The organism is Thioalkalivibrio sp. ARh3, assembly GCF_000377265.1.
In the GTDB taxonomy this organism is placed as follows: domain Bacteria; phylum Pseudomonadota; class Gammaproteobacteria; order Ectothiorhodospirales; family Ectothiorhodospiraceae; genus Thioalkalivibrio; species Thioalkalivibrio thiocyanoxidans.
On sequence record NZ_KB897947.1, the window covers coordinates 62,831 to 81,653 of the forward strand.

15 protein-coding genes are annotated in these 18,823 nt (G+C 64.3%); 6 read left to right on the forward strand and 9 right to left on the reverse strand.

What is annotated here, in order from left to right; all coding sequences use genetic code 11:
- Positions 1–6: 6 nt before the first annotated feature.
- The gene (locus tag C995_RS13725; protein WP_081618855.1) at positions 7–873 is read left to right on the forward strand and encodes a sulfotransferase family 2 domain-containing protein; all 867 of its coding nucleotides are present in this window, start codon (positions 7–9) and stop codon (positions 871–873) included.
- On the opposite strand, the gene C995_RS0100345 is transcribed toward C995_RS13725, so the two are convergent.
- Positions 764–2,014 (reverse strand): O-antigen ligase, encoded by a 1,251-nt coding sequence (locus C995_RS0100345; RefSeq protein WP_018863028.1) that lies wholly within the window; start codon positions 2,012–2,014, stop codon positions 764–766. The genes C995_RS13725 and C995_RS0100345 overlap by 110 nt on opposite strands.
- 35 nt (positions 2,015–2,049) lie before the next feature.
- The gene (locus C995_RS0100350) at positions 2,050–2,889 is read right to left on the reverse strand and encodes a glycosyltransferase family 2 protein (RefSeq protein ID WP_018863029.1); all 840 of its coding nucleotides are present in this window, start codon (positions 2,887–2,889) and stop codon (positions 2,050–2,052) included.
- Positions 2,890–3,122: 233 nt separating this feature from the next.
- Here C995_RS0100350 and msbA point away from each other — a divergent pair, with 233 nt between their 5' ends.
- From msbA to C995_RS0100365, 3 genes are all read left to right on the forward strand, one after another.
- Positions 3,123–4,907, forward strand: a complete 1,785-nt coding sequence (gene msbA / locus C995_RS0100355) for a lipid A export permease/ATP-binding protein MsbA (protein WP_018863030.1) — start codon at positions 3,123–3,125, stop codon at positions 4,905–4,907.
- Between the two features lie 111 nt (positions 4,908–5,018).
- Positions 5,019–5,981: a lipid A biosynthesis acyltransferase gene (locus tag C995_RS0100360; protein WP_026278860.1), complete on the forward strand. Its 963-nt coding sequence runs from the start codon at positions 5,019–5,021 to the stop codon at positions 5,979–5,981.
- Between the two features lie 14 nt (positions 5,982–5,995).
- On the forward strand, positions 5,996–7,114 hold the full coding sequence (locus tag C995_RS0100365) for a glycosyltransferase family 9 protein (RefSeq protein ID WP_018863032.1): 1,119 nt from the start codon (positions 5,996–5,998) through the stop codon (positions 7,112–7,114).
- Here the strand turns inward: C995_RS0100365 and C995_RS0100370 are convergent.
- The 7 genes from C995_RS0100370 to glnE all read right to left on the reverse strand — a co-directional run bounded on the left by C995_RS0100370 (position 7,084) and on the right by glnE (position 15,750).
- Positions 7,084–7,827 (reverse strand): 3-deoxy-D-manno-octulosonic acid kinase, encoded by a 744-nt coding sequence (locus C995_RS0100370; RefSeq protein WP_018863033.1) that lies wholly within the window; start codon positions 7,825–7,827, stop codon positions 7,084–7,086. The genes C995_RS0100365 and C995_RS0100370 overlap by 31 nt on opposite strands.
- Before the next feature lie 2 nt (positions 7,828–7,829).
- On the reverse strand, positions 7,830–8,750 hold the full coding sequence (locus C995_RS0100375) for a Kdo hydroxylase family protein (protein ID WP_018863034.1): 921 nt from the start codon (positions 8,748–8,750) through the stop codon (positions 7,830–7,832).
- Positions 8,751–8,806: 56 nt separating this feature from the next.
- On the reverse strand, positions 8,807–9,760 hold the full coding sequence (gene rfaD / locus C995_RS0100380) for an ADP-glyceromanno-heptose 6-epimerase (protein ID WP_018863035.1): 954 nt from the start codon (positions 9,758–9,760) through the stop codon (positions 8,807–8,809).
- An 88-nt stretch (positions 9,761–9,848) separates the two neighbouring features.
- A complete protein-coding gene (gene hldE / locus C995_RS0100385; RefSeq protein WP_018863036.1) occupies positions 9,849–11,282 on the reverse strand; it encodes a bifunctional D-glycero-beta-D-manno-heptose-7-phosphate kinase/D-glycero-beta-D-manno-heptose 1-phosphate adenylyltransferase HldE in 1,434 nt (477 codons plus the stop codon).
- A gap of 76 nt (positions 11,283–11,358) precedes the next feature.
- Positions 11,359–11,586, reverse strand: a complete 228-nt coding sequence (locus tag C995_RS0100390; protein ID WP_018863037.1) for a zinc-finger domain-containing protein — start codon at positions 11,584–11,586, stop codon at positions 11,359–11,361.
- Positions 11,587–11,888: 302 nt separating this feature from the next.
- Positions 11,889–12,809, reverse strand: a complete 921-nt coding sequence (locus tag C995_RS0100395) for a branched-chain amino acid transaminase (protein ID WP_018863038.1) — start codon at positions 12,807–12,809, stop codon at positions 11,889–11,891.
- A 13-nt stretch (positions 12,810–12,822) separates the two neighbouring features.
- Positions 12,823–15,750: a bifunctional [glutamate--ammonia ligase]-adenylyl-L-tyrosine phosphorylase/[glutamate--ammonia-ligase] adenylyltransferase gene (gene glnE / locus C995_RS0100400; protein WP_018863039.1), complete on the reverse strand. Its 2,928-nt coding sequence runs from the start codon at positions 15,748–15,750 to the stop codon at positions 12,823–12,825.
- A gap of 148 nt (positions 15,751–15,898) precedes the next feature.
- On the opposite strand from glnE, the gene C995_RS0100405 reads away from it, so the two are divergent.
- Together C995_RS0100405 and C995_RS0100410 are read left to right on the forward strand one after the other, a co-directional pair.
- Positions 15,899–16,936, forward strand: a complete 1,038-nt coding sequence (locus tag C995_RS0100405) for a Fe(3+) ABC transporter substrate-binding protein (protein ID WP_018863040.1) — start codon at positions 15,899–15,901, stop codon at positions 16,934–16,936.
- A gap of 206 nt (positions 16,937–17,142) precedes the next feature.
- On the forward strand, positions 17,143–18,822 hold the full coding sequence (locus tag C995_RS0100410) for an iron ABC transporter permease (RefSeq protein WP_018863041.1): 1,680 nt from the start codon (positions 17,143–17,145) through the stop codon (positions 18,820–18,822).
- Position 18,823: the final 1 nt, after the last annotated feature.

Sequence of the window (18,823 nt, forward strand, 5' to 3'; positions counted from 1 at the left end):
CACCACATGACGATCATCTCCCACCAGCACCGATTCATATTTCTACGAACTCGAAAAACCGCGAGCTCCAGCGTGTTTGCATCACTTGCCCGTTACGCGGGACCAAGCGATCTCATTGCGCATGTACCGGACGCCAGAAACAAATACGGGGTCTTGCCGAAAAACAACCTCCGTCCCTGGGCATCGTTATCCGTGAGCGACAAAATACGCGGCTGGCGCGCATGGTGCCTGGACCGAATCCGGCCACAAAATGATCGCCGCCCGAGGCTGGAGCGTTTTCTTGAAGTAATACCCGAACACATGACCGCGCAAGAGGTTCGGGATTTTCTGCCGCCATCGATGTGGGATAGCTACTACAAGTTCTGCTTCGAGCGTAATCCGTTCGACAGGGCTATCTCCCTTTGGGTCTGGCGACAGCACGTCAAAGGGACCCAATTCCCTTTCGACCGGTTCCTGGACGCTATGGAATCGGACCGCCGTGAGACACAGAAACGCTATGGCGCCTCCCATGGAAGCAACTGGCCGATCTACACCATCGAAAACGAGATCGTGATGGACCGGGTATATCGTTACGAAGAGCTCGGCCAGTCGTTGGACCATGCAGCGCAGATGATCGGCATCCCATTTGACGGCTGGCTTCCCAGTCTAAAAAAAGGCCATCGAAATACGAAGACCGGCCCTCTCCATGAATTTATTAGCCAAGAGCAGAGGCAGCGTCTGCGCCAAATCTTCGCGCGCGAGATAGAAGCGTTTGGCTATGATTTCAACGCCTGGGGTTCTGCAGAGCCCGCCGACGGCGAAGCTCATGACCAACAAGCAGCGCAAGAGGGAACCACAGACCTAGCCAAAAATGCGGGTTCACCTGATAAATGATCTCATGACCCGCAAATGACAGCAGAAAGACACCGGCAAAAAACGTCGATATGCCCAGGACTGCAGTGGCTCGCCCACAGAACTCACGACGCGACTGGTGAAAGGCCTCCCGGATGGCGACCAGGGCCAGCAGCAGCCAAGCGGCAACTCCGAGGATCCCCGCCACAAGCGTCGACATCAGCCAGATACTGTGCGGGCTGTAATATGTTCGGCCATCACCGCCCATGACGGCACGATCGAGGATGAGCCCCTCCCCGTACCAGGGATTCTGCATGATGCGTTCGACAACGGCCGACCAGACAGTGAAACGATTAGCATCCGCACGTTCGATGAAGCTTCGGAACCCAAAATCCATGACATGGGTTACGACTACAAACGCCCCCACCCCGAAGACGAGCCCCAACAGCACCTTCCAGTAGCGAAAATATGCAAGCTGGACGACCGCCCCGACCGAGAATCCGAGCAGTAGCGCACGGCTTTGCGCCAGGAGAATAAAAGCCAATCCGACTGCAACGCCGATCCAGCCCAGAATCCGCAGATACCCCTTGTCTCGATTCAAGGCGACGGCCAATCCGATTAGCGCCACCAGCAAGAAGCCGACGGAACCGCGATTCGGACTGTCGCGGTAAAAGACCATGTTGTTCAGTCGCGCCGAGGGGAACGGATGCTCCGCGTAGTAGCTCGCTATGGAATACACGAGAACAACGGCCGCTATGGGTATCAATACCAGCACCAGACGATCGAACCAGTCGTCTCGGGTCGCTACAACCCAAGCTGTCGCCGAGACAAAAATGAGGGTCAGAAGCGCATAGCGGACCTTGTCATAGACTTCGTCGGCGTCGACCAGACTTGGGTCACTCCACAACATCGAGGCCGAGAGCACCCCGACCCACAGGATCAGAAACTGGAAGACTCGAGAAGAGAGGAGGAGGCGCCAGTCCTGCCACCTCATGGCTAGCAGGAACGGCAGCACTATCAGGAGGTAGAGAACATCGCGATGAAAGCGGGTACTCCAGGCGGCAAGGAACCCCGCAAGGAATATAGCCAGCGCCCAGCCGAGCCACCGGGAATCCCTGACCCAGACGCGGAACCGGGCAAAAGACCAGAACCCGCGCCCCCGGAAGAGTGCGCCAGTATTCACTGCATCAGCCTCGCCCGATCAACGGGATTCTGTGCTCATCGATCAAGAGCTGTATTGGTTTGCAGCTCCTGCACCCAAGCCTCGTCAAACAGCGAATCACGTCGGGTCTCGAGCTTCTGCTGGTTCCGGCGATGGGTCTTCTCGGGGGAGACAGCAGCAGTGCCATGCCCAAGGTGGACGATGCGCGGCATCATGGTACGCACTGGAACAACTTTGGTCGGGTACCCCTTGTCCCAGAGCTGGGCGGAAATCGAGTAGCCACCACTCTGGTCGTAGAAACCCTTTTTGCCCTCAACACTGCGGAAAGTGAGTCCCTCGTCCAGCAGAATCTCGCGGCGATACATCGCACAGAAGTCCTTGGGATAGTGACCCTGCTTCCACACGTAGCGCTTCTTGCGCAGCCCAAGAGCGTACTTGATGTTGCTGCGGATCACGTGAAAGACACGCTTCTGGAACTCATAAATGGGGTTCTTCAGCTCCAGCTTCCATGTGCCCACGCCACCAAGGCGGGGATCATCCCCCATCGCCTTCAGGTATTCGTCCAGCCAGTCTTCGCGCTTTACAAACAGGTCCGTATGCATCGTGACCAGAAACTCGCCTGTGGCCTCTTTCAACGCGATATCGTGCGAGGTCCAGACGTTGTGCGGGAAATTGAACAGCCCCTCTTCCGGTCGTTCGATCAACCGGATCCATTCCAGCGAACGCAGGTACTCCAGGCTTTCGTCTTTCGAACCATTGTCGATGACGATGACCTCCACATCCTTGCCGCGCGTGTTTTTGCGGATCGAACGCAGGCACGGCTGCAGCAGAGGCAGCACCTGCCAGTGAGGAATCGAGATGCTGATACGACCGGGAACAATGGTATGGCTCGACATAAACTACTCCGGGTAGGCTGCGCACAAGCGCCCACATCAGGGGGCATGGCAGGTCAGGCGCGCATGCTACCATGCGGCCAGTATCGCGTCCCTGATCCTGGGGCGGATCCGGACGTCTGTTATCATGCGCACCATCTCGGCTTACTGACCCGGCTTGCGCTCCGCTTGCCCAGGTGTGCCGCACATCAATGCAGTGTCGCCAAGCCTAGCACCTAGCCTGCCAAGGAACCCAGATGGGCGCCCGCTCGATCGATCAGAACCCGAACCACCCGACCGCTGGCGAGTCCTGGCACCTCTACAAACGCATCTTTGCGTTCATCAAGCCCTACTGGCGCCTGGGCGTCCTGGCGATCACAGCGATGATCCTGGCCGCCGCCGGTCAGGCCGCGTTCGCCTGGATTATCCAGCCACTCGTTGACGGCACCTTTATCGAGCAAGACCCCGGCGCTCGCCTGTGGGTACCGGCTGCCCTGATCGGGATTTTCCTCTTTCACGGCTTGACCACCTTCGCTTCGGATTACAGCGTCGCCTGGATCGGGCGCAAGGTCGTAAAAGACATCCGCCAAGCGGTGTTCGAACATTATCTCCGTTTGCCATCGTCGTTTTTCGACCGGCACTCGCCCGGCACCCTGCTGGCCAAACTCACGTACAACGTGACGCAGATCAGCTCGGCCGCGTCCAAGGCAATCGTTGTCCTGATTCGGGACAGCTTCACCGTAATATTTCTTCTGGCCTACATGACCTACCTCAGCGGGTGGCTCGTGCTCATCGTCTTCACCGTGGCACCCATCGTCGGCCTGGTGATTACCGGTGCCAACCACAAATTCCGGAAGATCAGCCGCCGCATGCAGCAATCGACCGGGGATTACGCGCAAATCGCCGAAGACGGGATTCGAGGCCAGACGGAGGTCAAAATCTTCGGCGCGATGGACTATGAGGCCCGCCGCTTTGGTGATACCAACGAGCGTTTTCACCGTCAGGCCATGCGCCATAAGGCCGTACAGGCCGCCGCCCAGCCGTTATCGCAATTCGGCGCCATCATTGCCCTGGCCCTCATCGTCTACCTCGCAACCATGGATTTGGTGCTCGAGACGATTTCGCCTGGAGGGATGGTCTCGTTTGTCGTCGCCATGCTTCTGCTGCTACCTCCACTGAAGCGCATCGTGGGGGTCAATGCCGAGATCCAGAAAGCACTGGCCGCAGGCGAGAGCGTATTCGAGATCCTGGACACCCCTCCGGAGGCAGATCACGGGAAACGCCCCTTGCACCGCGCCACGGGACTGATCGAATTCGATCACGTGGGGTTTCAGTACCCGACGAGCCACCAACGAGTACTCCAGGATATCAACCTGGTTATCCAACCAGGCCAAACCGTGGCACTAGTAGGCCGCTCAGGCAGCGGCAAGACGACGCTGGCTCGGCTCTTGCCCCGGTTCTACGAGATTGATGAAGGTGAAATCCGCCTGGATGGACACCCGATTCAGGAATACCGCCTTCAGGATCTCCGGTCCCAAATAGCTGTCGTCAGCCAGCACGTGGTCCTGTTCAACGACACACTGGCACACAACATCGCCTATGGGATGAAGGAACCCCCCTCGGAAGAGCAGCTCCGAGAGGCGGCGCGAGCGGCCAATGCGCTCGATTTCATCGACAAGCTCCCAGATGGCTTTGACACGGTCGTTGGCGAAAACGGCATCATGCTGTCTGGCGGACAACGCCAGCGTGTCGCCATTGCGCGTGCGCTCCTGAAAAATGCACCCATTCTGATCCTTGACGAGGCCACGTCGGCACTGGACTCCGAATCGGAGCAAAAGATCCAGCTCGCACTGGAGACCCTGATGCGCGATCGCACCACTCTCGTGATCGCTCACCGCCTCTCGACCATTGAGGATGCCGATTGCATTGTGGTGGTAGATTCCGGGCGCATCACAGAAGCCGGCACCCACACCGAGCTGCTGGCCCGCAATGGAGCATACGCTGCATTGCACAAGGTTCAGTTCGAAGACGGAGAAGAGTAGCCCCGGTGAAGAAACATCCGCGCGGAACGTCACCTCATCCCTGCAACACACCAAGGGTCCGGATGCCCCTGATATACTGAGCGGCTCTGCCGGAAACTCCCACTTGATGCCATCCCTGTGAGCACTCACCTGGCACTTTTTTCCAACTGGGGCCACAGGCTCGGCGTAGGCCTGCTATGGCTTATCGCTCGTCTGCCCTCGCCGCTCGTGCTGCGTCTGGGCGAGGCGCTCGGGCCTGTTACCTATATGTTGGCACGCGAGCGACGGCTGATCATCCGTCGCAACCTCGAACTGTGCTTTCCTGAACTGGAGGCCCGCGAACGCGAGGCCTTGGTACGCTCCAACTTCCGTTATACCGGTCGTGGGTTTGCCGAACTGGCTCTGGCATGGTTCGGTGGACCACGCGTAGACAACATCCCACTGCGCGTCCGCGGACTGGAGCATCTGGAAGAAGCACAGGCTGACGGCTCGCCCGTGATCCTGCTCTCGGGTCATTTCACGCCAATCGAGATCGCCGGCCGCCTGCTGAGTCGGCAAGTCGACATGGCCGTGATCTACAAACCCATGGATCGTCGCCCCCAGGCGGATGCCACCATGCGGCAGGGAAGGGCCAGGATCGGGCCCGTACTGTCCAAAGATGACCTGCGCGGCATCGTGCGCAAGCTGCGCAGCGGACTGCCCGTATGGTACGCGGGCGATCAGAACTATCGCAGCCGCCAGAACGTATTTGCTCCGTTCTTCGGCATCCCTGCCGCCACCGTGACCGGGCTCCCGCGTCTTGCCCGAATGAGCAAAGCACGTGTCGTGCCGCTTTTCTATCACGCCCTGCCCGGACACGAGGGCTACGAAGTGGTGTTCGGTCCGAGGCTGGAGAACTACCCTTCCGGAGACGACCAAGCGGACGCCGCGCGTATGAACCAGATTATCGAGCAGGCCGTACGCGAGCACCCGGAGCAGTACTTCTGGGCACACCGCCGCTTCAAGAGCCAGCCCGACCCCGAGGTAGACATGTACCCCGGCGTCAAGGATCACCGCCGAGCCCGTCGCTCCGGGCGCCGCAAATCCCACAAGTGAGTTCGCCAGCCATCATGGCCCCCGTACTACCCCTGACCAGCCCACCCGAGTCCCTGTGCATCCTGCGCTTCTCGGCGCTGGGCGACGTGACTCACATGACACCGGTGGTCCGTACCCTGCAGCGCGAATGGCCGGACACCCGGCTGACCTGGGTCGTCGGGCGCGCCGAACACGCCCTGGTAGGCGACATCCCGGGTGTGGAGTTTCGGATCTTCGACAAGACCGCCGGCTGGGCCGGTTACCGCGAACTCTGGCGGCAACTGCACGGCGAGCGCTTCGACGTGCTGCTGCACAACCAGTTCGCCCTGCGCGCCAATATCGCCAGCCTGGGCATTCGGGCTAACCTGCGCCTGGGCTATGACCGCGCCCGTTCGCGCGATCTGCATGGTTTGTTCATCAACGCGCGCATCCCGCCGCACCCCGGTCAGCATGTGATCGACATCTATTTCAGCTTCATCGAGACGCTGGGGATCCGCCGTCGCCACATGATCTGGGACATTCCCGTACCCGAGGACGCCGCAGCGCGCGCCCGCGACGAGATTCCCGACGGTACCCCGACGCTGGTGATCAGCCCCTGCTCCAGTCACCCCCTGCGCAACTGGACCGCCGAGGGCTGCGCGCAGGTGGCCGACCACGCGTTTCGAACACACGGCTTGCAGGTACTGATCACCGGGGGACCTTCCGAGCTGGAGCGCCAGATGGGCGAGGCCGTCCTAGAGCACAGCCAGTTCTCTCACCGGAGCCTGGTCGGGGCCACATCGATCAAGGAGATGCTGGCCATCCTCGGCCGCGCGACCGCCGTGGTCAGCCCGGATTCGGGCCCAGCCCACATGGCGAACGCGATGGGTACCCCAGTGATCGGCCTCTACGCCTGCACCAACCCGGGCCGTGCTCGCCCCTACTACAGCGGACAGTGGTGCGTGGATCGTTACGATGAGGCCGCCCGACGGGAACTGGGCAAACCGGCCCGCGCGATCCGCTGGGGCACCAAGATCGAGCAACCCGGTGTAATGGAGCTGATCCGGCCCGGAGACGCAATCGAACGCCTGGATGCATTGATGGCAGCCGGCGCACCCCGCGCCCGGCCGCCGATGGCCGCGGCTCAGTCGCCCGAGAACGCGCCCGCCTCATAGCCGGCACGCAGGGCCACAAAGCAGGCATCGGTGTAGACCCAGCGGCTGCGAATCCGCAGGCGCTTCTCCAGGTCGCGGCGCAGCCGCTGCAGATTGGCCTCGCGCCAGTCCGGGTCCGTTCCGGCTCGATGCCGCCCACGATCCCAGTCGATGACGCTGACCCGTCCATCCGGGGCGATGAGGATGTTGCGGCTATTCAAGTCCGGATGCCAGTGCCCGGCATCGTGGAAGCGCCGGATGCAGGCGCCCACCGCCCGCCACGTAGCATCGGGAACCCCGTCCTCGCCAAGGTTCTCATCCAGTGAACGCGCCCCCGGTACCCGCACCGTAATCAGATCGGCCGCATACAGCGGCCCGGAACGCACCACGCGCCCGGCCACCGGGCGCGGCACGGGCAGTCCTTCATCATACAGCCGGGCCGTGTAGGTCCATTCGCGCCAGGGACGAGTCTCGGCGAGACCCTGCCACAGGTAACGATCGCCCAGAATGCGCGCAACAGTCCCGCCACGCATGTAGTGGCGCAGCACCCATTGCTCGTCGGGATCGAAGGGGCTGCGGAAGAACACCACACTGCCACGGCCACCGCCGCGGCCCGTCACCAGACCTCGACGCTCCAGCTCGCCGAAATCGAACCACCAAGATTCCGGGACGGCGGACAGAGCCGCGTCATGCAGCACGCGGACCCGCCCGCGACGCCAGTGGCGGGCCTCCACGCTCAGGCAGCCCGGCCGGCGGCCTCCAGCACTCCCCAGGGGGAACGCTCGGGCATATGACAGGCCTCGGGACGCACGTAGAAGGTGGCCACCAGCGCGTGCTGGCCGGACAGCGCCGCATGACTGACCTGGTCGGTCAGCACGCACCAGCTGTAATACGGCTCAAAGACCAGCTCGGTGCCACGCCCCGGGGCATTCTGGAATTCGTCGCTGTCCTTCATCCAGTTGTGCATGCGCCGCATCGCGCGATCGTAGGGCGAGGTATCACCGACCACTTCGAGCTGCGGCAGCTTGAGGGCCGACAGTGCACGCAGACTGCCCGTCCAGGCGCGCTCCGCCAGCCCCTGGCGCAAGCGCGGTGGAGGGGCAATGCCGGCGGCGGCGCCGAACTGGCGATAGAGCTCGCCGAACTCCTCGGCCACCCGCCAGATGCGCGCCTCTTCCGGGTTGATGTTGGTAAAGAAGCGCAGCGGCCGCCATCCGTGGGTGGCCCCGGCCGGGAAGGCGTCCACATGCAGAAGTTCGTTGTTGGAGTGCCGCTTGATCACCCGGCCCTTCTCCTGCACCGGACGGAAGTTGATCTTGCGCGGGCTCCAGCCGCTGGTGAATCCCGGTAGCAGATGCCCCAGGAACCCCTCCACCCGCTGGCCGTACTCGCGCAGGATACGACGCACGCGCTCGCCGGCATCACCTTCGTTCTTCAGGCCACTGATAAAGTCACCGTGCGGGTGGTAGCTGATGTTCTTCAGGCTGAGCAGACGTCCGACCTCGTCGCGCAGAAAGGCCAGGTCCTGCTCATCCGGCAGCGGCAGGCGCCCCGGCTCGAACAACAACACGCGCCCCTCCTCCAGCGAGCGCTCCAGGCGATCACCGGGGGTTTCGTACTCGTCCGCGCGGACGCGATGCAGGGGCTGGTCGCTCATGTTGCTGCTCCAAGGGAAACACTGACCAATGTACAAACTCGCGTTGGTACCCCAGGTCAGTCGGCCTGATCGGCCGCGACCGCATCAAGATAGGCGCGCACGCCGTCCTCGACATCGTGAAATTCCAGGTCGCAGCCGGCCGCGCGCAGCTGCGACAGATCGGCCTGGGTATAGCTCTGGTAACGGCCCTTCAGGTGATCCGGGAACGGGATGTATTCGATCTCGCCGCGGCCGAACCAGTCGATCGTCGCACGCGCCATGTCGTTGAAGGTCCGCGCGTGGCCGGTCCCGCAATTGTAGATCCCGTTGACCTCCGGATGTTCCAGCAACCACAGCTTCAGGTTCACGCAGTCGCGCACATCGACGAAGTCGCGGCGCTGTTCGCCATCGGCGTAACCATCACAACCCTCGAACAACCGGACCGTATTGCCCTCGCGCAGCTGGTTGCTGAAGTGATGGATCACGCTGGCCATCCCGCCCTTGTAGCCCTCGCGCGGGCCGTAGACATTGAAGTAGCGCAGCCCCACCACCTGGGCGGTCAGCTGATCCATGTGCCGGCGCAAATACTGGTCGAATGCGAGCTTGGAATAGCCGTATGCATTCAGCGGGCGCTCGTGAGCCGGGTCCTCACGGAAGGTGTCGTTACCGCCGTACACCGCAGCCGACGAGGCATAGATAAACGGGATGCGTCGATCCTGGCACCAGTGAAACAGCTCGCGGGTGTAGGCGAAGTTGTTACGCATGATGTAGCGCCCGTCCCACTCGGTCGTCGCCGAGCAGGCGCCCATGTGGAACACAGCCTCCACTGGCCCCAGGTGGGCGTCGCCCTCGACCAGGTCGCGGAAGTCTTCCTTGTCGTGATAGTCGGCGATGATGCAGTCGGTCAGGTTCAGCGCCTTCTGCCCATGGGTCAGGTTGTCGACCACAATGATGTCGGTGCGACCACGACGGTTGAGCTCCTTGACCAGATTGCTGCCGATGAATCCGGCACCGCCGGTAACAATAATCACGGGGACGACTCCTGAAAAAGGCTGGGGATGCGCCGCATTGTACGCGGCGCACGGAAGACGGGGAAAGCGAGGCGCAGGACGGTGGGCGTCAGGGCTCCGAGGGCTTGCGCATGCGGTCGATCATCGACGAGGTCGAGCACCCACCGAGGAAGTCGAGGATCTCCACGCGTCCGCCGTGTGCCACCACGGCATCGTGCCCGGCGATGTCCTTCGGGCGGTAGTCCCCGCCCTTCACCAGCCGATCCGGAAGGACCTCTCCGATCAGGCGCGCCGGGGTGTCCTCGGAGAACGGCACGACCCAGTCCACCGAGGCGAGCCCGGCGAGGACCGCCATGCGCTGCTCGACGGGGTTCACCGGGCGTCCCTCTCCCTTCAGGCGGCGTACCGAGTCATCGTCATTGACCGCCACAATCAGGCGATCGCCCAGACTGCGAGCACGTTCCAGATAGGCGACATGCCCGGCATGCAGCAGATCGAAACAGCCGTTGGTCATCACGATGCTCTCACCATGTACGCGAGCATCCGCCACGGCGTGCAGCAACTCTTCCTCGGTCAAAACCCCACGCCCGGTCTGTTCCTGATCCTGCAGGGCCCGCCGCAGCTCCGCCACACTGACCGTCGCGGTACCCAGCTTGGCCACCACGATACCGGCAGCAATATTGGCCAGGGCCATCGCCTGAGGCAGCTCCAGGCCGGTTGCGAGCCCGGCCGCCAGCGTCGCAATCACGGTATCGCCGGCACCCGTCACATCGAACACCTCCCGTGCCCGGGCCCCCAGATGCACCGGCACGGCGCCCGTGCGAATCAGGCTCATGCCGTCTTCGCCACGCGTCACCAGCAGCCCTTCGATCCCGCAGTCACGGGCAAGTGCCTCGCCGCGCGCGACCAGTTCGGCCTCGTCGGCGCAGCGCCCCACCACCGCCTCGAATTCGGTCAGATTGGGGGTGATCAGCGTGGCCCCACTGTAAAGGGAGAAGTCGCGGCCCTTGGGATCGACCAGCACGGGGACGCCGGCGGCGCGGGCGGCCTGGATCAGGGGTTGCGGGTCGCGCAGCGCGCCCTTGGCGTAGTCGGACAGGACCACGGCGCCGCAGTTGGCCAGCAGGGGCTCGACCTGCGGCAGCAGGTCGGCGGCGCGGGTGCCGGGGAAGCCGTCCTCGAAGTCGAGGCGGATCAGCTGCTGGTGGCGGCTGATCACGCGCAGCTTGGTGATGGTGGCCGCACCGGGCTGACGGCGGAAGTGACAGGCCACGCCCGACCCCTCCAGCAGGCCGGCCAGTTCGGCCGCGGCCTCGTCCTCGCCGGTCACACCGACCAGATCGGCGTGACCGCCCAGGGCGGCGAGATTCAGCGCGACGTTGCCGGCCCCGCCCGGGCGCTGTTCGATGTCGCGCACATGGACTACCGGGACCGGGGCCTCGGGCGAGATGCGGTCGGTGCCACCATGCCAGTAACGATCCAGCATCAGATCGCCGACCACCAGCACTCGGGCCTGATCGAACGGGGGCAGGGAGAGCTTCATCGGATGCGTACGCGGGAACGCCCGGGGCGGGCAGGATTCGCCCCGGCATGTGCGCCGGGGCGCGGGTGCCCGGTGCTCAGGCGTCGTCCTTCTTCAGGATGAACTGGGTGCCGCAGTACGGGCACTGAAAACGGCCGTCCGGGGTCTCGTCGATCGGCAGGAATACGCGCGGGTGCGAGGCCCACAGTGCCATCTTCGGCGTCGGGCAGTGCAGCGGCAGGTCTTTCTGGGTGACCGTGATCTCCGGCTGCGCGTTTGCGGTCTCGTACTGGTCCTGGTGATGAGCGGTATCGGGATTGACCATGGTTTTCGTCTCGCGTGTTGAGGAAACACTGATTAATGCACGCGCTCGCGCTCGAGTCGCTTTTGCGTGCGAACAAGGCGCGGTGACTGCCGTGCAGTCATTCTGCACAAGGGAACCGCAACGCCGTGCGCGCGCAAAAGCGGCCGAGCCCCGTCTTTCAATAGCTTGTGGGGGTTGGCACCCCAGGTTCCCCGATCCTGCGTTGCGCCGCTTGCGGGTAGAACCACTACCCGCTGCACGACGCGCCTTGTCTCGGAAAACCTGGGGTGCCAACGCGAGCGTGTGCATTAATCAGTGTTTCCCTAGAGGTAGGTCAGCCACCCGTCGTGCTGACGGTCGCGGCCCTGTACGACATCAAAATAGCGCGATTGCAGGCGTTCGGTAATCGGTCCGCGGGTGCCGGAGCCGATCGGGCGGTCGTCGACCTCGCGGATCGGGGTCACCTCGGCGGCGGTACCGGTGAAGAAGGCCTCGTCGGCGATGTAGACCTCGTCGCGCGTGATGCGCTTCTCCACTACGCGCAGGCCTTCCTCCTCGGCCAGGGTAATGACCGTGCGGCGGGTGATGCCGTCCAGCGCGGAGGTCAGATCCGGTGTGTAGAGCACACCGTCATGAACCAGGAAGATGTTCTCGCCACTGCCCTCGGCCACGTAACCCTCGGTATCCAGCAGCATGGCCTCGTCATAGCCGCAGCGGGTCGCCTCCTGCAGGGCCATCATCGAGTTCATGTAGTTGCCGTTGGCCTTGGCCTTGCACATGGTCACGTTCACATGGTGCCGGCTGTAGGACGAGGTGCGAATACGGATGCCCTTCTGGAGCCCCTCGTCGCCCAGATAGCTGCCCCAGTGCCAGGCCGCGACCATCGCGTGCACCTTCAGGTTGTCCGCGCGCAGGCCCATGCCCTCGGAACCGAGGAAACACATCGGGCGCAGGTAGGCGCTCTCCAGGCCGTTGTCGCGCACCGAGGCGATCTGCGCATCGTTCAGCTCGTCGGCCGAGTACGGGATGGTCATGCCGAGGATCTTGGCCGAGTTGAACAGGCGCCGGGTATGGTCCTGCAGCCGAAAGATCGCCGGACCGCGTTCGGTCTGGTAGGCGCGTACGCCCTCGAACACGCCCATGCCGTAGTGCAGGGTGTGGGTCAGTACGTGGGTCTGCGCCTCGCGCCAGGGCACCATCTGCCCGTCCAGCCAGATCACCCCGTCGCGGTCGGCCATCGACATGTCTTGTATCCCTCTAGGCGTTCTTGTTCGCGGCCGGCTCAGGCGCGCCGAACAGGTCATTCCAAGTTTCGATTACGCGGTCCCGCACCGCCAGCAGCTCGTCGTCCGGCTCCTCGACCCGGGCGTCCCGGCCCGCCAGCGTCAGACGGTGGATGCGGTTGCGCAAATCCCGATAGGCATCCGCCAGCGCCTCGCTCAAGTCCTCGCCGATCACGCCCTCGCGCCCGAGGGTCTCCAGCGTGCGGATCTTGTCCGGCCAGTCACAGACGGCGGGATGGTCGTGGGCGGATACCAAAACCCAGTATTGAACCATGAATTCGATATCAGTGATACCGCCCCGGTCGCGCTTGAGATGGAAGCCCTGGCCCTTTTTCGAGGCATGCTCTGTCAGCATGCGCTGGCGCATCTCGACGACCTCGGCACACAGGGCATCGGCGTCGCGCTTGCGCGTCAGCACCTCGCGGCGCAGGTCATCGAACCGTTCCCCCAGCTCGGCATCGCCGGCGACGAAGCGGGCGCGCACCAGTGCCTGATGCTCCCAGGTCCAGGCGGACTCGTCCTGATAACGCCGGAAGGCCCGAAGCCCGCTGACCAGCAGACCGGACGTGCCGCTCGGGCGCAGTCGCGTATCCACCTCGTACAGCCTGCCGGCGGCGGTAAACGCCCCCAGAAGGTGGACCACACGCTGCGCGACCCGCGCGAAGAATTCGGTGTTGTCGATCGACTTGGGCCCGGCAGTCTGCGCATCCTCGCCCTGGGAGTCATGCAGGAACACGACATCCAGGTCGGAGCCATAGCCCAGCTCGAAGCCGCCCAGCTTGCCGTAGCCGATCACCGCGAAACGCGCCGGACGCATGTCGGCACCCTCGCCACAGCGCGGCTCGCCGTGACGTTCGATCATCTTGTCCCAGGCCAGCTGGAGCACCCGTTCGAGCATCACCTCCGCCAGCCAGGTCAGGTGATCGGAAACCTTCATCAACGGCAGAAACCCCATGATGTCGGCCGCCGCCACGCGCAGCGTCTGCACCTGCTTGAACTGGCGCAGGCGGTCCAGCATCTGCTCGTGATCCTCGCCCGGGAACTGCGCAAGCTCGGCCTCCAGTTCCTCGCGCAGCCCGTCCCGGTCCGGCGGGGCATACAGGGCGCGCGGGTCGAGCAGCTCGTCCAGCAGGACGGGGAAGCGCGTCAGCTGCTCGCTGATCCAGGGACTGGCCGCGACCAGCTTGACCAGCTGTGACAGCGCCAGCGGATTCTCGACCAGCAACGACAGATACACCGAGCGCCGGGCGATCGTACGCACCATCTGCAGGGCGCGGGGCAGCACCGTGTCCGGGGCATCCATCTCGGCCAGGGCCCCAATCAGCAGCGGCATCAGGCGGTCCAGTCGCTGGCGCCCGGTGGTGCTCATCGCACGCACGCCGGGGCTGTCGCGCAGGTCCACCAGCCCTACCAGGGCCGCTCCGGGATCGTCGAAGCCGAGGGAGGACAGGGCCTCCCGTGCCACGTCATCGTCCAGCGAGCCCTGCCACAGGCGATGCGACTGCTGTTCGCGGTCCGCCTCGGGCGAGCTGTCCATGGACTCGGCGTCGTCACGCTGCGGGGCGGTAAACACCTGCTCGAAGTGCGCATGCACCCGGCGCTGCTCGCGTACCAGTGCCGCCTCGAACGTCACCTCGCTGTCGAATCCGAGTGACAGGGCAAGGCGGGTCCGGTCGCCAGTGGCACGCGGCAGCCGGTGCGTCTGCTGATCATTGAGCATCTGCAGGCGATTCTCGATCCGGCGCAGGAAGCGATAGCCGCGCTCCAGCTGGTCGACCGCGTAGGCCGGCAGCAGCTCGCGCTCGCGCAACACCTCCATCACCCCCAGCAGGTCCCGCCGCTGCAGGGCCTGGTCACGTCCGCCACGAATCAGCTGGAACGACTGGGCAATGAACTCGATCTCGCGGATCCCGCCCTCGCCGTGCTTCACGTCCTCGTAGCGCCCGCGCCGGGCGGACTCGTCGTTGATCATCTGCTTGAGCTCGCGCAGGTTCGCGAGCGTGCCGTAGTCCAGATAGCGGCGGTAGATGAACGGGCGCAGGCGCTTCATCAGCGCATCCCCCGCGGCCGCGTCCCCTGCCAGCGGGCGCGCCTTGATCAGGGCGTAGCGTTCCCATTCGCGGCCATGCGCCTGGTAGTAGTCCTCCATCGCATCGAAGTGCATCACCAGCGGGCCCGAGTCGCCGAACGGGCGCAGGCGCATGTCGACGCGATAGCAAAAGCCATCCGCGGTTACCTCGGACAGCGCCGCGATCAGGGCACGCCCCAGCTTCTGAAAGTAGGCACCGTTGTCCAGCACCCGTTCGCCATCGGTCTCGCCGGACTCGGCGTAGGCGAAGATCAGGTCGATATCGGAGGAGAAGTTGAGCTCGCCCCCGCCGAGCTTTCCCAGCCCCAGCACGACCAGCGACTGCGCCGCGCCGTTGGCCCCCCGCGGCTGCCCGTGGCGGCCCTGGTAGTGACGGTCGAGCCAGTCCAGTGCCCCCTGGATCAGGCCCTGGGCAAGACGGCTGAGGTCGTGCATCACCTCGTCCAGGTCCGCACGCCCCTCCAGGTCCCGCCAGGCGATGCGAATCATCTCGCGATGGCGGAGCTCGCGCAGCGCCTGCTTCAGTTGCTCTTCGCTGTCGACGTCCTGCAACGCGGTGCTCAGCATCGCGGCAAACGCGTCGTCGTCGCGCTCGGGCACGCGCCCCTCGTCATCCAGGGTATCGAGCAGATAGTCCGGATGCCGCCCCACCGTCTGGGCGAGGTAGTGGCTGAAGGCCAGCGGGCTGGCCGACTGGCCCGACAGGCTGCCGGGCCAGTCGGCCTTTTCGCCAAGGTCCTGCAACAGGTGCCCGACCTCCTCCTCCAGGAAGGGGGGCAGGGCTTCGGGGGTCTCGGGCAGGGGCTTGTCCATGGGCCAAGCTTAGGGAAACAGTGATCAATGTGCATACCGGCCCCCGAACGTGGCGCAAAGCACCAAGGCCGCGGCAGGGAATCGTTGACACGGATGCGAACACAAATAACAATCGTTCTCGTCTAATTAATCACATGGAAGATTCAGCATGTCGTTTCGCCCCCTTTCCTGGTTGGTGATGGCCGCTGCGGCCGTCGCCGTCTCCATGCCCCTGGTCGGCTGCAGCCCGGCCGACGAAGACGAAGTCAACCTCTACTCGGCGCGGCAGGAAAACCTGATCCAGCCCCTGCTCGAGCAGTTCACCGAGGAGACGGGCATCCAGGTCAATCTGGTGACCGGCAGCGCGGACAGCCTGCTGCAGCGCCTGCGTCACGAGGGGCGCAACTCGCCGGCCGATGTACTGATCACGGCCGACGCCGCCCGCCTGCACCAGGCGAAGCAGACGGGTGTGCTGCAGGCCATCGAATCCGATGTGCTCAACGAGAACATCCCCGAGCGCTACCGCGACCCGGAGGGCGAATGGTACGGCCTGTCGCTGCGCGCGCGCCCGATTCTCTATCACAAGGACCGGGTCGATCCGGAGGACCTGTCCACCTACGAGGCCCTGACCGACGAAAAATGGGAAGACCGCATTTGCGTGCGTTCCTCCGACAACGTCTACAACCAGTCGCTGGTGGCCGCGATGATCGCCACCGAGGGCGCGGAGGCCGCCGAGGCCTGGGCCGAGGGCATCGTGAACAACATGGCACGGCGCCCGCAGGGCGGCGACCGCGACCAGATTCGCGCGGTGGCGGATGGCGTGTGCGATATCGCCATCGCCAACACGTACTATCTTGGCCTGATGCTGGACGGCGACGGCCGCGATCGCCAGGTCGCCGAACAGATTGGCGTCTTCTGGCCCAACCAGGACGACCGCGGCACGCACGTCAATATCAGCGGTGCCGGTGTCACCGCCCACGCCCCGAATCGCGAGAACGCCATCCGGCTGCTCGAGTTTCTGACCTCGCAGGAGGCGCAGCAGTGGTACGCCGAGGCCAACCAGGAATACCCGATCCGGGACGACGTGCCGGCCAGCGAGATCCTGCAGGGCTTTGGCGAGTTCGAATCCGACGACATCGAGCTGCACCTTCTGGGTGACAACAACAGCGAGGCCGTGCGGATCATGGACCGCGTCCGCTGGCGCTGATGCCCTGAATTCACGAGCCCCCGGCCCTGGCCGGGGGCTCGTTGTTTATGCGAAGTCGGTAGCCCAGGAACGGTCTTGGTGGTATTCGAAACAAGAACCTTTATTATTCGCACTCCATGAGCGCCCAGCCCTCCAACCCAGCCGCGCCCGGTACGCGCACCACGTCCCGGGGCAGGCCGCGACTGTCGTTCAGCCCGTGGTCCGTGGTGGCGATCACGGTGGCGCTGGTGCTCGCGCTGCCGGTGCTGGTGATCTTCGGGCATGTATTCATTCCGGCGGGCGAGGTCTGGGAACACCTGCGCCAGACGGTACTGGCCGACTACGTCACCAACTCCCTGGCGCTGGTGGTCGGCGTCGGCATCGGGGTGCTGCTGATCGGCGTCCCGGTCGCCTGGCTGGTCAGCATGTGCGAGTTCCCCGGACGCGGGATCTTCCAGTGGGCGCTGATGCTGCCGCTGGCGATGCCGGCCTACATCATCGCCTACACCTATACCGGCATGCTGGACTTTTCCGGACCGGTGCAGAGCCTGATCCGCGACCTGACCGGGCTGGGCTACGGGGAGTACTTCTTCCCCGAGATCCGATCGCTCGGCGGGGCGATGGTCATGCTGATGCTGGTGCTCTATCCGTATGTGTACCTGCTCAGCCGCGCGGCCTTTCTGGAGCAGTCGGTGTGTGTTCTGGAGGTCTCGCGCACGCTGGGCCAAGGGCCGTTCGGCGGGTTCCGCCGCGTGGCCCTGCCACTGGCCCGCCCGGCGATCATCGCCGGGCTGACCCTTGCGCTGATGGAGGTGCTCGCGGACTACGGCACGGTCGCCTATTTCGGCATCAGCACCTTTACCACCGGGGTGTTCCGCACCTGGTACGGGCTGGGTGACCCGGCCGCCGCCGCGCAGCTCTCGGCGGTACTGCTGACCTTCGTGTTCATCCTCATCGTGCTGGAGCGCTGGTCGCGCGCGAAGGCGCGCTTCCACCACACCAGCCGCCGCTATTCCACCCTGCCGCGCTACCGCCTGCAGGGCTGGAAGGCCGCGGCGGCGTTCACCGCCTGCCTGCTGCCGGTGGTGCTGGGGTTCCTGCTGCCTGCCGCACAACTCTCGATCTGGGCGGTCCAGACCACCGACCACTGGATGAATGCCCGCTTCGCCGAGCTGGTGTTCAACACCTTCTGGCTGGCCGTGGCCGCGGCCGTGATCGCCGTTGTCCTGGCCCTGGTGCTGGCCTATGCCAAACGCATGCAGGGCGGGACCTTTACCAACCTGGCCGTACGCGTGGCGGGCATGGGCTACGCGATCCCCGGCACGGTCATTGCGATTGGCGTGATGATCCCGTTCGCCGCCTTCGACAACGCGCTGGACGGCTTCATGCGCGACACCTTCGGGCTGTCGACCGGGCTGCTGCTGTCCGGCACCGTGTTCGCCCTGCTGTTCGCCTACGCGGTGCGCTTCCTCGCGGTTTCCCTGCAGACCGTGGAGGCGGGCCTCGGCAAGATCCAGCCGAGCATGGACGACGCCGCGCGATCGCTGGGCATGCACCCGCTGCAGACGCTGACCCGCGTGCACCTGCCGATCATGCGCGGCACTCTGCTGACGGCGCTGTTGCTGGTCTTTGTCGATGTGCTCAAGGAACTGCCCGCCACGCTGATCCTGCGCCCGTTCGACTTCAACACCCTTGCGGTGCGTGCCTTCGAACTGGCGAGTGACGAGCGACTGGCCGAATCCTCCAGTGCCGCCCTGGCCATCGTGCTGGTCGGACTGGTTCCCGTTATCCTGCTGTCGATGACCATCGGCCGCTCGCGGCCCGGTCAGGGCGCGCCCAACCAGCGCCCGGCCCCCGAGACTGACAAGCCGCAAAAGCCGCTCCCCATGCCCGCCGGTACGACCTGAC